Below are 16154 nucleotides of genomic sequence, written 5' to 3' on the forward strand. Positions count from 1 at the left end.
CATCTTCTCCTAATTCCACCGAGAATTACTGCACCTACCTCAGCGTAAAATACAATAGCCAATTAAAATGGGTGATGAGATGGACGCTCCCTATTCCGGCGTCAATGCGCCAAACTGATGTTGACCATTCAGTTACATAAGGAGCGTCCACTATGAAAGTTACCACTATTGCTATCGATTTGGCAAAAAATGTCTTCCACGTTCTCGGCATGGATGTACACGCTAAACAGCTTTTTAATAAACGACTTAACCGTATTCAACTTGTCGAGTTCATGCAGCTTCAACCGCCTTGTGATGTGATATTTGAAGCTTGTTATTCTGCACATTACTGGGGAAGAAAATTCAACAGTATGGGGCATCACGTCAAACTCATACCCCCACAGCATGTGACTCCTTTTGTGCGTGGCAATAAAAACGACAAAAATGATGTCATGGCTATTTTTGAAGCCAGTTTGAGACCCCATATTCGCTTTGTCCCTGTAAAAACAGAAGAGCAACAGGAAGTATTAATGCTTCATCGAGTCAGAGAGCGCTTAGTTCGACAAAGAACCGCCTGTACAAATCAAATTCGTGGCGTATTAGTTGATTTTGGCATCTGCTTCCCTCAAGGCTATAGCACGTTTGAGCTGGCAATGTGGGACATTATGAATGATGACCATCAACGCCCGTTAATTAAGCTGATGGCGAATGATTTCTGGGACGAGTATCAAGTATTGACCAAACGTCTGAAACAAATTAACTCACTGATAGAACAACTTGCCATGCAAGATCCTAATGGCAGTATTTTACTCAGCATTCCAGGTGTAGGACCTATTATCGCTTCCGCTTTTGCGGCTTCAATCGGCTCAGGTCAAGCCTTTAATAGCCCAAAAGAACTGGCTGTCTGGTTGGGGTTAACCCCAAAACAATTTGCTTCAGGTACTAAAAGCGTCCATTCAGGAATAACCAAGCGAGGTGACGGCTGTCTGCGTAAGCAACTGATACACGGCGCAAGAACCGTCGTTAGCCACGCAAGCAAAAAACAAGATAACTTAAGCATGTGGATAAACCAGCTTAGGACTCGAAAAACCATGTGTTGTACTGTGGTGGCTACAGCCCATCGCTTAGCAAGGTTGATGTGGATATTACCGCAAAAACAAAACCCCGTATCAGCCTCAGTATGGTGCCTATCATGTTGCATGTTAAAACCGTTGTCGCTATCTTGCACAGCTCGGTCTGGCCAAGGGTATTTAACCCGAGTGGGTGATATGAGTGGCGAGATAGCACATTAATAACTCACCAGGGTTGTTGTAAACGATGAAGTAATGGCTCAGTCCAACCAATGTAAGCCAGAAAAGGCCAAGGATGAACTTAATCCGAATGGGTGTTTCACAATTAAACGGCGCAGTGGTACGGAATTCATTAGGGGCACAGCTACACTGTTAAGCCCGTATATATGGCAGTACAACCACTTTAAGCGGTACATGAGTGACATCAATAACAACAGCAAGTGTGAATAGTTTAGAAGAAAACCAAGGTCAAAAGCCTTCGGTAGGCAGACTATTGTCTTGACTCACCGGGAGCGTCCATATATGGCCATGTTATTGTTAACACAATCACAAAATAAGCCCGCAATGCATTATCAACCATACAAGTGTAAAGCTCAGTGTATGCAGAGGAATATGCATAACTCGTCACTGTTACTCCTTTGCCCTTTTAGCCAGACAATCTAGAATACAGTAACCCGATTGGGCTAACTCAGTAAAATTGAGTACAATCGACCTTTTTTTGACAAGGATAAACTCTCCAATGGAACCAAATGTAATTCATGAAGCAGCTAAGCAACTGGTCCCAGTGCAAGCCTTTCTGGCTTTTACTTTGGCTATCACTGCTTTATTTATGGGGAAATTCATCATTTCCAAAAGTGCTTTATTGCAAAAGTATAGTATTCCAGAGCCAGTCGTTGGCGGCTTTTTCTGCGCCAGTATCGTCGGTATTTTGTATTACGCCTTTAATATCCAAGTTCAATTTGAACTAGACGTGGCCGATATACTATTGCTCTACTTTTTTGCGGGGATTGGCCTAAAAGCCGACTTTGCCACCCTTATCAAGGGGGGGAAACCTTTATTAGTACTATTGCTGCTTGCCGGTTTATACATTTTTTTGCAAAACCTGTTAGGCATCAGTGTTGCCACGCTATTTGGCTTTGACCCCAAGGCGGGTTTAATGTCTGGCTCAATTTCACTCACTGGGGGAGTTGGCACCGCAATGGCGTGGGGCCCAACCTTTGTTAACGATTTGGGTATTGCCAATGCCTTAGAGCTAGGACTTGCGTCCAATACCTTAGGCTTAATTGCAGCGTGTTCGGTTGGCGGTCCCATTGCTGCTTATTTAATGAAACGCCATAAACTAACCGGTAACCATGATAGCGAACTGGATATAGGTACCACTCACAAAGACGGTGACAAAGGGCTACAAGTTGATTACTTTGGTGTTTTAAGGGCTTGGTTATTCTTAAATTTATCCCTTATCGGGGGGCATTTCATCAATGCAGCCTTAACCGATCTAGGTTTAAAATTACCCATGTTTGTGGCCTGCTTGTTAGCCGGTATCCTTATTGGGAACAGCTTAAAGATTTACGTATTACGAAAGAACAGTACTAAATTATTAAATAATGTACGTGATGGTGAAAAAGGCCTGACATTAATTCAAGATATTTGTTTAGGCATGTTCTTAACCATGGCCTTAATGGGCTTAAAGGTATGGGAGCTAGAAGGCAGCTTCTTCTACATCCTCGTGATCATTGGTCTACAAGTACTGATGTCGGTGCTTTACACGATTTTTGTGGTGTTTCGAGCCATGGGTAAAGATTACGAAGCTGCGGTGATTTGTGCCGGATTTGGGGGGGTGACATTAGGCTCCACGGCAACAGCCATCGTGAACATGACGGCTGTAACCCAACAACACGGCGCCGCCCATCGGGCCTTTATTATTTTACCGCTGGTCTGTGGTTTCTTTATCGATATCGTAAATGCCTTGTGGATTAACTTTTTTGCCTACTACTAATCATCAGCTAACACACATTTCTCTGATTTAACTTCACGGCCTTGTTCACTGCAAGGCCGTTTCTTTATTTCTAAACGCCAGCCAAGCCAGTCAACAACACGCAAGTGAGTTGCTAAAATCTTGATTGCTAATGAATGCAAGGCTAATAAATACAAAGCTACTTATTATTTGAAAATGATAAAACTAATGCTTTTTTTGAGTTGCCAACACCGACATTCAGTTACAGATGCGGTGCTCCCTGCAAAAGGACTCAATATTTCATCATTAAACGCCAAAACTTAAATTAAAAAGCCACCCATTATTTAGAAGCTCCTGCATCCCAAGAGTTTGCTATCAGCTCTACGATAGCTGTAATAGGATCAGAAGACATTTTTTGACCAAGGTAATCTTCGATAAAACGCTCATCGAATGATGTTCCTAATGACTCTATTACTTCCATTTCCGTATCAATACAACTAGTCCTAATTTGTAGTTATTATTGTTTGTGGAGATTAAAGCCCCGACTAGCGAGGCTTTGGATTCAAATTAATCCCTATTTGTTATATCAGATTTATCCTTTGCCCCCAGAGTACCTAACCAGATAAATAAGAAAGCAAACGCTGATTTTTTAAATAGATAAGCATAGTATCCCCACCCTTCACCGCGATTGACTATGTACTCACCAGAATCAGCAATACCAGAAACCAGTATTAAATAAACATCATGGAGAAATGGAAGCGATACTAAGAGCATTACGATTCTAAATGCCAGTAGGTATTTTTTATCCAAATAGACTACTAATGGTGCTCTATTACTCATTTTTTATCTCTCTTTAATTTCATTTTTGATCACTGTCTGAGTCGCATCAGACGCAGCATCAATTCAGAATTAAAAAGCCACCCATTATTTAGAAGTTATAACATCACGCCTTTCGTTTTAAGTTGCTAACACCTACATTCATTAACTGATGGGATTATTCCAGCCAAAGGACTGAATATTTCATCTTTAGTCGCCAAAATTAACTCATAAACTAAATTCAATCCAGCAGAAAAGCTTGATATCAATCAAGTGGAAAATGCTGTTATTTGAGATTAAGAAATGATTTATTAAGCGCACAACCAGCGCTGACAGTTAGCTGCACCTTGTCGTCGTTTACGGTCTAAATGCTCACAATAATCTGTTAATGCAGGTAACGCCCCTACTGCACCTTTGAATAAAGCGCCAAACTCAGTGGTGATTTTAAGCCTATTCTCTGCGGGAATGTTCAGCCTATTGAGGATATTCTGACTACTCGCGCTAATGACGCCGCGTTTATCTTCTCGAATAATTAGCCCTGTATCTTAAACCAGCACACTTGTTCAACTAATTAGGGGCAAATATGATTCCCAAAAACTTAAAATTTAGATTAGGTAGTACAAATAATGAAAAGAAAATCCTCTAAAGAATTATTAAAAAAATTTTATGGTTTGTGCTGCGTGACTAAAGTCTTTTAAACAAACCTTCGCACTCGTCGATACGCCATAAAACTAAAAAGACGAACCAGGCTGTGCTAAAAAAGCTAATTCTTCTATGGTTGATGTTCGACCAAGCAACTCATTTCGATGGGGGTAACGGCCAAAACGTTCAATAATTTTTAAGTGTTTTAATTCAAATTGATAATTAGATTCAAGCCCATTACTTTTAAATAGCGCTAACCCTTGTTGATGCACTTTTAACGACTCACTGTGCATATAGGGCATATACAAAAAAGTTCGCTCGATTGCGGTTAATTGTTGATCAAGCCCCTGTAAAATGGCCTCTTGGGCTAAGGCTAATGCCATGGGATCAGCGCTAAATGCTCGAGCATCATCACGGTAAATATTGCGGGAGAACTGATCCAATATGATAATTTCAGCTAAGCGCCCTTGCAGATGCTGACGCCATAACCATAATTCCCCCGCTATGGCTTGAGTATGTAACTTACCAAAGCCTGTGCGAATTAATTCATCAAAGCTAACATCTTTTTTAAACCATTGGGCAGGCTCAATTTCAGTAAACCAAAAGTTAATAACCTGCTTTACCTCATCCATTCAAACTCCTCGTGGTAAAAATAAATTTTTGGGGCGTATTCTAGGGTTTATTCTATGCTAGATTAAAATCAGGTTTAGCTTAGTCATAATAAAGCCGACCTTACGCTAATAACTGGCTGATACCAAAATACAATGACTGCTATTTTGTTTGATAATTATGGAAAATATATGCCACAAAGCAATACGGATGTAGCTAAAAAAACCGCTAAAACTGACATTAACAATGAAGTTCAACCTAAAGTGACAGCGGCTTCGCCTAAGTCTATTAGGCAAGATCCTCTCATTGCAAAAATGCTTAAGCGTTCGCCGTCAGATATTGCTGATAGTTTTACTGATGCGCAGCTCAATGCGATTAAGCAAGCCTTGGGTCCATCGACTTGGGGTGGTCACTTTCTTGATAGCCGTGGCACCTTTAAGTTTCCTTTTATTAAATGGCGTTTTTATTACGTCTTATTATTAGGTAAAAACAAACGCGCCTATACTCGCCGCGAAAAACGAATATCGCTAGTGATGATGATTACCACTGTCACCGGTTTTATACTTTTCAGCATGTTATTTGGTTTGTTAGCTCTGTATTTATTAAAGTCTGCCTTAGGTATCGACTTGTTTCCTGATACCTCGTTAGGGATTTGGCATTACTTTAAAAGCTTGTTTAACTGATGTGTTTAGACTGAGTTTGGAACGCTGTTTTAATTGATGTTATCAATAGCGATTGTCATAGCCTATTCTCATAGCCAATTGTCAGTGCTTGTTGTAAGCGCCTAGTTACGCAATTGAAATTAAATTTTAACCAATAAAAAACGCGCTAGAGCGCGTTTTTATCTCTGCTTTTCAAGGCAGTGATTCAAGACCTAACACCTAGTCAATTCATCGCCCTGCTAATGCCGTTGCTGGCGCTATTTTGGTTGCTTTATAGGCCGGATAAATAGTCGCCAGTAAACTCATCACAAAGCCCATACCAACAACCACTAACACATCTTGTTGCTGTAGCTGTGACGGCAAGAAGTCGATAAAGTAAATATCAGATTCTAGTAATTTAATCCCAAAAAATTGCTCAACAGCATTGGCAAACGCACTCAGATTAAGTGCCAATGTCACGCCTATAGCAGCGCCAATAGTGCAACCTAAAGCACCATTGAGTGCACCTTGCATAATAAATATCGCCATCACTTGGGCACGCTTTAATCCCATTGTCATCAAAATAGCGATTTCGGCGCTTTTATCTCGCACTGCCATCACCAAAGTAGAAACAATATTAAAACAAGCCACGGCAATCACCAGTGCAAGTACCAAATACATCACCATTCTAACCAGCTGAATATCTTGATATAAATGCCCTTGTGAACGAGTCCAGTTATTTAAATGCAAATACTGATTTTGTGCATAACCCAAATCGCGAGTAATGCGCGGCGCACTGAAAACTTTATTAACCGTAATGCGCAGGCCTGTCACTGAGCCCACAGGCAGTTTCAGTACTTCAGCAAGATACGGCAAAGACACATAGGCTTGAGTTGATTCTATTTCTCCACCCAAGTCATACACACCAGCAACCACAAAGCGATGACTTTTCGCCGCAGTTAACTTATTGGTTTGCCCCATATCTGGGGTGTACATTGATAAGGTGTCACCGACCTTTAAACCAAGTTTGTCTAATAAGCTGCGACCAACGACAATGTTGTTGGAGTGAGTACTTAAAGAGGCCCACGCCTGTGCTGGCATAAATTCATCAATGGTTGAAACCTCTTTTTCAAGTTCTGGCTCAATACCATTAAGCTCTAGCCCTTGAAAGCCGCCCGGCTTTTGTACCAAGCCCTGCATTTTAATAAACGGCGCGGTAGCAACAATTTCTGGCATGCTTTTAGCCGTTTCTGCAATGCCTTGCCAGTCATGTAATGGCTCGTTAACGCTCAGCAGTTCACCATGTGCAACAACGCCTAATAACCTCTGCTCTAATTCACGTTCAAAGCCATTCATGGCTGATAACACTAAAATTAACACTGCCACACCCAGCGCAATACCTGCGGTGGAGGCAAATGAAATAAAGCCAATAAAGCCGTTAGATTGTCTTGCGCGATAAAAACGCCAACCGATAACCAGTGGCAGTAATGACTTCATTATTTCTCTTCCGCTACTTGCTGTAAAACGCCGTCTTTCATGGTTAATTGACGATCCATTTTCGCTGCTAATTTATAATCATGGGTTACCACTACAAAGGCTGTGCCCAGTTGCTGAGCAAGCTCACGAATCAGTTCGTACACACTATCGCCGCTGCTGGCATCTAAGTTACCGGTTGGCTCATCGGCCAATACTAACTTGGGTTTATTAATCAGCGCCCGTGCAATGGCGACACGTTGGCGCTCGCCGCCTGAAAGCTGCGCAGGAATATGCTCTAAACGATGCCCTAGTCCAACTCTCTCTAATAAGGCTGTAGCTTCAGCTAACGATTGCTTTTTATCTCGACCTTGAATAAACGCTGGCATGGCGACATTTTCAAGCGCAGAAAACTCAGGTAATAGGTGATGGAATTGATAAATAAAGCCTAAGTCTTTATTTCTGACTTCAGCTTGTCTAGCTGCGCTTAGCTGATAAAGGTCTTCACCATCTAGCTTCACGGTGCCAGATGTTGGGATATCTAAGGTGCCCATAATATGCAGTAAGGTACTTTTACCTGAGCCAGAGGTGCCGACAATGGCCAATTGCTCACCTTGATAAACCGTTAAATCAACGCTCGAAAGCACCTTGGTGGTGGTTTCACCGTCATGAAATTGCTTAGTGACCTTGTTAACTTCTAATACTACTGGTTGTTTATTCATTATTCATATCTCAAGGCTGTTGCAGGTTGCACTCGCGCAGCCGTTAATGCGGGATAAATGGTGGCAAGTAATGTCATGATAAGAGTGCCAACAACAATGACCATAATTTGTTGACTTGCTATGATCACCGGTAAATTTTGCCCTACTCCAAGTACTGATATACCCAAGACATTAAGCATACTATTTAAATTTAAAGTAATTGTGACCCCAGCTAAGGTGCCTAATGCCAAACCAATAATGGCATTCAGTGAGCCCTGAACAATAAAGATGTTCATCACCGATTGCGTCGTTAAGCCTTGGGTTTTTAGCACTGCTACATCGGTGGTTTTATCTATTACCATCATCACTAATGCCGACACAATATTAAACGCCGCCACGGCAACGATTAAACTGAGCATCAATGACATCATGTTTTTTTCCATTTTTACCGCAGCAAATAAATGGCCAAAATCATCGCGCCAATCGCGGGTTTCAATAGCTATGCCTTGCTGAGCTAATTTATCTGTCAATGTAACGCCCATTTCAGGGGCGATGAAGGGATCGGTTAAGTAAACCCGTAATTCATTAATTTCACTGGGGCTTACACGCATTAACCGTCTTGCATCTTGATAATGCACATAGGCTAATACTCCATCCACTTGCGAGCCCATTTCAAATAAACCTGCCACGGTAAATTTACGCTGGCTTGGCACGGGGCCTAATGGTGAGTACACCACCCCATCGCCACTTAAAATGCGGATTTTGTCACCAACATTGATGGATAATTTTCTGGCAAGGTCGCTGCCTAGCACCACGTTGTAACTACCTGGAGTGAGCTGCTCAAAAGCGCTGGAATAGGTATTGGCAACGATGGCTGAAAGGTTTTGCTCATACTCAGGGAACACACCATACACTTGTACAGCGCTGATATTTTTACTTGATTGCACCATAGCTTGAGTGGTCACCGTGGGTGCGAGCCCTTGTACTTGCGGCAATGTTGTTAACGACTTAGCTTGGGTTTGCCAATCACTAAAGCCTGCATCATTAATGAGGGTTAGTTGTGGCACTGCGCCTAAAATTCGCTGTTTAAGCTGACCTTCTAGACCGTTCATCACTGAGCTGACAATGATCAGCGCGGCTACCCCTAAAAAAATGCCCGATACCGCAAAAAAAGTAATGAAAGATGCAAAAGCATTGGCTTTACGCGTCCGCCAATAGCGGTAGCCCATGAATAATGAAAACCGAAAGTTCATAAAGAAAAGTGCATCCTTGGTGTTTATTGGAATAAAAAACAGCAGTTTAATTTAACACAAAGGCTAAAACTTGCTAAATCATTAAGATGGGCATGATAATAGGGGTATTAGTCTGATAAATAAAGAGACAAACCTTGTTAACTGAATCCAATGCATATTTTACCGTGCCCCATGACTTTGCTGTTTATCTTGAAAACTGGTCAGGTTCTCAAGGCATTCCGTCTGAACAAGACTTACGCTCGATGCAATCGGTTGGGCTTAAATTACTATCAGAAGTCAAAGAGTTAGAAGCAAGCTGTTTACTGCAATTAAGAAGTATTGATAACGATGCTAAAGCTGTGGTCGACTTTCTTAAACTGCAATCACGTAAAGTAGATTTAGTGCTGCATCATGTGCTAGAAAAAGAAGTCCAAAGCGGTGAAAAATTCCAAGGCAGCCATTTTGGTGGTAGCGGCATCAGTTTAATTACCCCTAAGCCACTGACCATTGGTGAGTATTTTAAAACCTCGATTTATATCAGTAGCGAGTTAGTGGCCATTTTGTGTCTTTGTCAGGTGAGCCAATGCAAGCTCATTAACTTTGATGATGACGCAGAGCAAAATAATAAAAGAAATCAGCCACAATATGCCGTCAGCTTAGATTTTAGTCAGATTTTAGATGCCGATGTAGAGCAACTGGTTAAAGCCAGCTTAACAGTGCAGCAAAAAATGCTTCAGCAGCGCAAACAAATTCGCCAACAAGCAGCCAAATAACACATATTGCCTGCATATTGTTTTAAGCTTGCTTATAATAGCTATCATAATCTGGTGCTAATCAACTATCGCCAATACAAATTTAGCCAAGCCTGATTGGTTTTGATGATCACAATCTGCGGGCTAAATTTATCACTTTTATAAAAGAAGTTAGTTAGATATTCAATGAAGAATTTTAGCGTTCTAACACCGCCAAGTGTAAAAAAAGGCCAACAGTTTCAAACCTTAACAACACTGGGGGGGGTCTCACAAGCTATTACGCTTTCTAGCCTAATTTCCCAGCATTCGGGTACTAGTCTGGTTGTTACCAATGACACCCCAAGCGCATTACAGCTTGAGGTTGAACTGGGTTACCTTCTGGCAGAATCTGACATCAATGTGTGTTTATTCCCAGATAGAGAAACCCTGCCTTACGACAGCTTCTCGCCCCATCAAGACTTGATTTCACAGCGCTTAGAAACCTTGGCAAAAATGAGCCAGTCACATCACAATGTGATAATCGTACCGGTGAACACCTTGATGGTGAAGTTACCGCCAAAATCGTTTTTAACCTCCAATGTCATGCTACTTAAAAAAGGTGACATTTACGGCTTACAGCAGGTTAGGCAGCACCTAACCGACACCGGCTACTACTTGGTTGATCAAGTTTATGAGCATGGTGAGTTTGCGATCCGTGGCTCGATTTTAGATATTTTCCCTACGGGATCTTCCCAGCCTTTGCGCATTGAATTATTTGACGATGAAGTAGAAACCATCCGCTATTTTGATGTGGACTCTCAGCGCTCAAAAGAAGAAATTGATTCAATACGCATGTTGCCCGCAAAAGAGTTCCCTACCGATACAGCGGGTATTGAAGGCTTTAGACAACGTTACCGTCGCCGCTTTGAAGTGATTTCAAAAGAAGCGGAATCGGTTTATCAGCAAGTGAGCCGTAATTTAATGCCCGCGGGTATTGAAAACTATTTACCGCTATTTTTTGAAGAGTGCGCCACTTTATTTGACTATATTCCTCAGGATACTCAACTGATCACCCTTGGGGATATTGAACAAGCCAGTGAGCATCATTTAACTGAAATTAAAACTCGCTATGAAGATCGCCGCGTTGACCCGTTAAGACCGTTACTGGCGCCCCAAGAGCTATACATACTCACCGATGAGTTATTTGCAGCCTTTAAAAAATACACCCGCTCGCAAATTAGCACGCCTAACAAAAATGCCGAGGGCGAGCTTGAGCTTATTGTAAAAGCCAAGCAGGCAAATGTAGCCAGGCTGCCTGATGTTAATGCCAACCATAAGCTCAAACAGCCGTTAATTAACCTGCAAGCGTACACCAAGGCCCAAGGTCAGACTAAAGGACAATTATTATTCAGCGCTGAATCTGAAGGGCGACGTGAAGCCTTAATTGAATTGCTTGGCAAAATTGACATCAAACCTAAGTTATTTAGCCATTTAAATGCCTTTATAACCGCTAAAGACAACATAGGTTTAATCGTCTCGCCGTTATCACAAGGTTGCATGTTACTTGATACCCCTAAAGGTGATATCAGCGTAATTTGTGAAACAGAGTTATTTGGCCAACGAATTTCTCAGCGTCGTCGCCGTGAAAAGCAAAAACAAGTTAGCTCAGATGTACTGGTAAAAAACTTAGCAGAGCTTAAAGTCGGCGAGCCTATTGTGCATTTAGAGCATGGTGTTGCGCTTTATCAGGGGCTTGTCACCTTAGATACGGGCGGCTTAGTGGCCGAGTACCTGCAACTTGAATATACCGCAGGCGATAAGCTGTATGTCCCAGTGTCATCGCTGCACCTTATTAGCCGTTACAGCATTGGCGCCGATGAAAAGCCGACATTAAATAAACTGGGTAATGAAACCTGGTCAAAAGCCAAGAAAAAAGCCATTGAAAAAATCCGCGATGTGGCGGCTGAATTACTGGATGTTTACGCTAGACGCCAAGCTCGCCCGGGTGATGCGCTAAAAATTGATGCAGAAGAATATGCCCAATTTTCACAAGGTTTCCCCTTTGAAGAAACCGTCGATCAAGAAACTGCAATTGAAGCCGTACTAAGCGATATGCAAACCCCAATGGCCATGGACCGCCTTGTGTGTGGTGACGTTGGTTTTGGTAAAACCGAAGTTGCGATGCGCGCAGCATTTGTGGCGGTCAATGCCGGTAAACAGGTGGTGGTGTTAGTGCCAACTACCCTACTTGCACAGCAACACTATGAAAACTTTAAAGATCGTTTTGCCGATTGGCCAATGGTAATTGAAGTGATGTCGCGGTTTCGCTCAGCTAAAGAGCAAACTCAAGTGCTGCAGTCATTATCAGATGGCAAAGTCGACATTGTCATTGGTACCCATAAGTTACTGCAGGCTGAAGCAAACTTTGAAAACTTAGGCTTATTGGTTATTGATGAAGAACACCGCTTTGGGGTGCGCCAAAAAGAAAAGATAAAAGCCCTGCGGGCTAATGTCGATATCTTAACCCTTACTGCCACGCCGATTCCACGTACCCTAAATATGGCCATGTCTGGTATGCGTGATTTATCCATTATTGCCACCCCACCGGCTAAGCGCTTAGCAGTAAAAACCTTTGTACGTGAGTACGATATAGCCACGGTAAGAGAAGCTATTTTGCGTGAAATTTTGCGTGGTGGGCAAGTTTATTTCTTACACAATAATGTCGAAACCATTGAAAAATGCGCTGAAAACATTCGCCAATTACTGCCTGAAGCTCGAGTGGTTACCGCCCACGGCCAAATGCGCGAACGTGAACTTGAAAAAGTCATGTCAGAATTTTATCACCAACGTTTTAATGTGCTGGTGTGTACCACCATTATTGAAACCGGAATTGATGTTCCCAGTGCTAACACCATTATTATCGACAGAGCGGATAAGTTTGGTTTAGCACAATTGCATCAATTACGTGGTCGTGTGGGCCGTTCACATCACCAAGCATATGCTTATTTGATGACGCCGCACCCTAAATTAATGAGCGCAGATGCCCGTAAGCGATTAACCGCCATTGATGCCTTAGAAGACTTAGGTGCAGGCTTTATGCTCGCCACTCAAGATTTAGAAATTCGCGGCGCCGGTGAATTACTCGGTGATGAACAAAGCGGCCATATTTCTAAAATTGGTTTTAGCTTGTACATGGAAATGCTTGAATCAGCAGTAAAAGCATTAAAAGAAGGTAAAGAGCCTTCACTAGATTATATGCTTAAATCCCAGTGTGAAGTTGAATTACGCATTCCAGCGCTACTGCCTGATGATTATGTTTCTGATGTTAATATGCGCTTATCGCTTTATAAACGCATTGCTAACTGCGAAACTGAACGCATGCTTGATGAGTTAAAAGTTGAGTTTATTGACCGTTTTGGCATGTTGCCAGAACCGACTAAAAACTTAATGGAATTAACCTTATATAAGCATCAGGCAACAGCTTTAGGTGCAACAAAGATTGAAATGCATGCCAAAGGTGGCAGCATTGAATTTAGTGACGACCATAAAATTGACCCAATGTTTATCATTGGCTTATTACAAAGTCAGCCACAAATTTATCGAATGGAAGGCCCAAATAAGTTAAAGTTCACCTTGCCTGCTGAAACCAGCAAGCAACGACTAGACTTAATTAAGACCTTGCTCGAGCAACTTGATAAACATCGTACTGGAGAAACTAAATAGTGCTGCGTAACATTGCTTTTTCTATTGCCGCTATATCGGCACTATCGACACCAATGCAAGCCCAAGCTAAAACATGGTTTGAGGTTGAAGTATATGTGTTTGAAAGACAAACCAACAGTGTCGAAAAGTGGCAAGACGATAATGCAGCGGCGCCAAACCGAAAGAATATCGATTTGATCACCCCAATGATCAGTAACGATATTACCGGGGTTGCACTAGGTTTAAACGGCTGCACCTCAACTGACTGGAGTAGCAGCGAAATCGACTGCCAAGATCCGTTAGTGAGCGCCAACAAAACCGCCTTTCCAAGCCAAGTGCCATTTTCTATTGCTGCTGCGAGTGAGCAGCAAGCCTATTTAGGTGATGGTCCTGTATTACTGGCTGAGTCTCAAAGTGAATTTGGTGAAATCATCCAAGCGGTGCGCCGCGAGTCAAACATGCGCAGTTTACTTCACCTGACTTGGCAACAAGATATGCAATCTCGTAATCGTGCCAAACCGATACGTATTTTTGCAGGTAAAGATTACTCTGAAGACTTTGAATATTCTGGCAATGCTATTTCTGAGCAAGTAGAGGATGAATTTTCAGGCTTTGATTTTAATTCAAGTTTTGCCAGTTTAGCGCCAGAGCCTCAAACCACTCCAGTGTGGGAATTAGACGGTAATATTAATATTTACCTAAGTCATTATTTGTTTATTGAAACCAACTTAGCACTGCGCCAGCCGATCCAAAAGCAAACAGCGTCCAGTGAATACTTTCAATACACTGAGCAAGCTGATATAGACAAGGTAATGAGTCCATTTTTACAATCGATTCCTATGGTGCAAAACCGCCGCGTGAGAAGTGGTGAAATCCATTATTTTGATCATCCAAGGCTCGGCATTGTGATGCAAATCCGTAAAATGGAACAACCGACGGAAACTCGTCCTGTGGCGTTATTGCTTGATGACACTGAGATAAATACCGCGGTTACTGATACCAATCTTGATGCTATTGTTGATGCTATTGTTGATACTGAGGCAGAAAGCGGCCCTGAATCCATGGTTGATGCTATTGTTGATACTGAGGCAGAAAGCGGCCCTGAATCCATGGTTGAAAACGCAGTCGCAACTGAAGAGCGGACGCTGAAAAGCTTTTAACTCAAACCACTATAAACCTCTAGAAAAAAAACAGCTAATCATAGGATTAGCTGTTATCACAAGTCTCTAGTAAAACTTAAAAAAGCCCTAGAAATAAAGTTTTTAAAATAATATGACAGTGAGCTTGGGTCGCATGCCAAACTCACTGTATCAATATGTAACATAGGCGCTGCGGTTTTACTATTGTCTCACGTGTGACTGGCCGTTAATTAACCAGCCATAATTTATCGTGCAACTGCAAACAAACTCTGCCGTTTAACAGCAAGCCAAACTTAACCGCTCAAAAATCATCTAAGGCTCAATTTCTATTATTTTTTTGCCGCTAATATTTGCTTTGCCAATTGCTGCGCATGTTGCCAGCGCTCAGACTGTTCAAGGGCATTAATCACCTGCTTAGCATTCGCTCTTAATGCGAGTGCAGATTTAAATTCAGACAATTGCTCAGGCCAAGTAAACTCGGTTAATAAGGTTTTAACCCCTTCAGGATCATTACAAACCAAAATCATATTACAACCTGCTGATAATGCTGCTTGGGCTCTGCCAATATAATCGCCAGCAAAACTTGCGCCTTTCATGCCTAAATCATCTGAGAAAATCACCCCGTCAAATTTAAGCTCTTTACGCAGCACCTGTTGCAGCCAATAGTTTGAAAAACCTGCCGGATTTGGATCTACTTGCGAATAAACCACATGGGCAGGCATAACGCCATTTAGCTGCTGCTGGCCTATTAACTGCTTAAAAGGCTGCATATCATGATTAAAAATAGTCTCTTTAGTGCGCGTATCTACAGCCATCGCCACATGGGTATCTGCTTTTACACTGCCGTGACCGGGAAAGTGTTTACCCACTGTCGCCATACCCGCTTGAGTCATGCCTTGAATAAAGCTGTGAGCTAAACTGGTCACTTGCTCAGGTTCGGCGCTAAAGCTGCGAGTGCCAATAACATCACTGATACCATTAACATCTAATACTGGCGCAAAGCTTAAGTCGATATCACAAGCTAAAAGCTCAATCGCCATTAAAAAGCCTAACTCTTGGCTCCAACGTTTCGCAAGCGCCATATCGCCCTTGGCGGCAGGCAAAATATCCCCCATGGCTGGTAGCAGAGTAAACTCTTCACGAAAGCGTTGTACCCTGCCACCTTCATGATCAACCGCAATCAATAAATCACGGCGAATATGTCGAACAGATTTAATCAAAGCCTGTAATTGTGCTTTATTAGAAAAATTGCGTGTAAATAATATAATGCCGCCCACTTTATCGTGGCTTAATAGCTCGGCTTCTTCTTCGCTGACCGTAACGCCAGCCAAATCCATCATTAGATAACTCACGCTTACTCCTAAAATATCCTGTTAAATGTTAATTACCACTGTCATTGTTGATAAATTTAAAAACAACACCTTGATAACTGACGCTGCAATAAACTCACCTAATCTGAACCACT

At 42.2% G+C, this 16154-nt stretch carries 12 protein-coding genes and 2 pseudogenes; 6 read left to right on the top strand and 8 right to left on the bottom strand.

Annotated features, from left to right (window positions below; translation table 11 throughout):
- Positions 1–152: 152 nt before the first annotated feature.
- Positions 153–1185, top strand: a pseudogene (locus Q4546_RS05125) (IS110 family transposase).
- A 603-nt stretch (positions 1186–1788) separates the two neighbouring features.
- The gene (gene gltS, locus Q4546_RS05130) at positions 1789–3045 is read left to right on the top strand and encodes a sodium/glutamate symporter (protein WP_303445825.1); all 1257 of its coding nucleotides are present in this window, start codon (positions 1789–1791) and stop codon (positions 3043–3045) included.
- Positions 3046–3343: 298 nt separating this feature from the next.
- Here the strand turns inward: gltS and Q4546_RS05135 are convergent, their stop codons facing one another.
- The 4 genes and pseudogenes from Q4546_RS05135 to Q4546_RS05150 all read right to left on the bottom strand — a co-directional run bounded on the left by Q4546_RS05135 (position 3344) and on the right by Q4546_RS05150 (position 5093).
- Positions 3344–3484, bottom strand: coding sequence for a hypothetical protein (locus tag Q4546_RS05135; RefSeq protein ID WP_303445826.1), 141 nt, complete (start codon positions 3482–3484; stop codon positions 3344–3346).
- 86 nt (positions 3485–3570) lie between these two features.
- A complete protein-coding gene (locus tag Q4546_RS05140; RefSeq protein WP_303445827.1) occupies positions 3571–3843 on the bottom strand; it encodes a hypothetical protein in 273 nt (90 codons plus the stop codon).
- A 287-nt stretch (positions 3844–4130) separates the two neighbouring features.
- Positions 4131–4373: pseudogene (locus Q4546_RS05145) on the bottom strand (transposase); the annotation flags it as partial.
- Between the two features lie 177 nt (positions 4374–4550).
- Positions 4551–5093, bottom strand: coding sequence for a DUF924 family protein (locus Q4546_RS05150; protein ID WP_303414222.1), 543 nt, complete (start codon positions 5091–5093; stop codon positions 4551–4553).
- Between the two features lie 168 nt (positions 5094–5261).
- Here Q4546_RS05150 and Q4546_RS05155 point away from each other — a divergent pair, with 168 nt between their 5' ends.
- Positions 5262–5753 (top strand): hypothetical protein, encoded by a 492-nt coding sequence (locus Q4546_RS05155; protein ID WP_241900997.1) that lies wholly within the window; start codon positions 5262–5264, stop codon positions 5751–5753.
- A 207-nt stretch (positions 5754–5960) separates the two neighbouring features.
- Here Q4546_RS05155 and lolE read toward each other — a convergent pair whose 3' ends face one another.
- Genes lolE through Q4546_RS05170 form a run of 3 tightly spaced genes read right to left on the bottom strand, consistent with a single transcriptional unit; the run spans position 5961 to position 9138 of the window.
- A complete protein-coding gene (gene lolE, locus Q4546_RS05160; protein ID WP_303414224.1) occupies positions 5961–7208 on the bottom strand; it encodes a lipoprotein-releasing ABC transporter permease subunit LolE in 1248 nt (415 codons plus the stop codon).
- Positions 7208–7906, bottom strand: a complete 699-nt coding sequence (lolD, locus tag Q4546_RS05165) for a lipoprotein-releasing ABC transporter ATP-binding protein LolD (protein ID WP_102436866.1) — start codon at positions 7904–7906, stop codon at positions 7208–7210. Before lolD ends, lolE begins: the two co-directional genes overlap by 1 nt.
- Entirely contained in the window at positions 7906–9138 is a 1233-nt protein-coding gene (locus tag Q4546_RS05170; protein WP_102519639.1) for a lipoprotein-releasing ABC transporter permease subunit, read from the bottom strand. Before Q4546_RS05170 ends, lolD begins: the two co-directional genes overlap by 1 nt.
- A 134-nt stretch (positions 9139–9272) precedes the next feature.
- Here Q4546_RS05170 and Q4546_RS05175 point away from each other — a divergent pair, with 134 nt between their 5' ends.
- From Q4546_RS05175 to Q4546_RS05185, 3 genes are all read left to right on the top strand, one after another.
- On the top strand, positions 9273–9890 hold the full coding sequence (locus tag Q4546_RS05175; RefSeq protein WP_102436862.1) for a hypothetical protein: 618 nt from the start codon (positions 9273–9275) through the stop codon (positions 9888–9890).
- A 165-nt stretch (positions 9891–10055) separates the two neighbouring features.
- Positions 10056–13571 (top strand): transcription-repair coupling factor, encoded by a 3516-nt coding sequence (mfd, locus tag Q4546_RS05180; RefSeq protein WP_102436860.1) that lies wholly within the window; start codon positions 10056–10058, stop codon positions 13569–13571.
- Positions 13571–14710 carry a peptidoglycan binding protein CsiV gene (locus tag Q4546_RS05185; protein ID WP_303445828.1) on the top strand — a complete coding sequence of 380 codons (1140 nt, stop codon included), beginning with the start codon at positions 13571–13573 and terminating at the stop codon, positions 14708–14710. The genes mfd and Q4546_RS05185 overlap by 1 nt, the downstream gene beginning before the upstream one ends.
- 308 nt (positions 14711–15018) lie before the next feature.
- Here Q4546_RS05185 and nagZ read toward each other — a convergent pair whose 3' ends face one another.
- Positions 15019–16041 (bottom strand): beta-N-acetylhexosaminidase, encoded by a 1023-nt coding sequence (nagZ, locus tag Q4546_RS05190; RefSeq protein WP_102436857.1) that lies wholly within the window; start codon positions 16039–16041, stop codon positions 15019–15021.
- Positions 16042–16154 lie beyond the last annotated feature (113 nt).

It is taken from the genome of Shewanella sp. 4_MG-2023, from assembly GCF_030548015.1.
GTDB lineage: Bacteria > Pseudomonadota > Gammaproteobacteria > Enterobacterales > Shewanellaceae > Shewanella.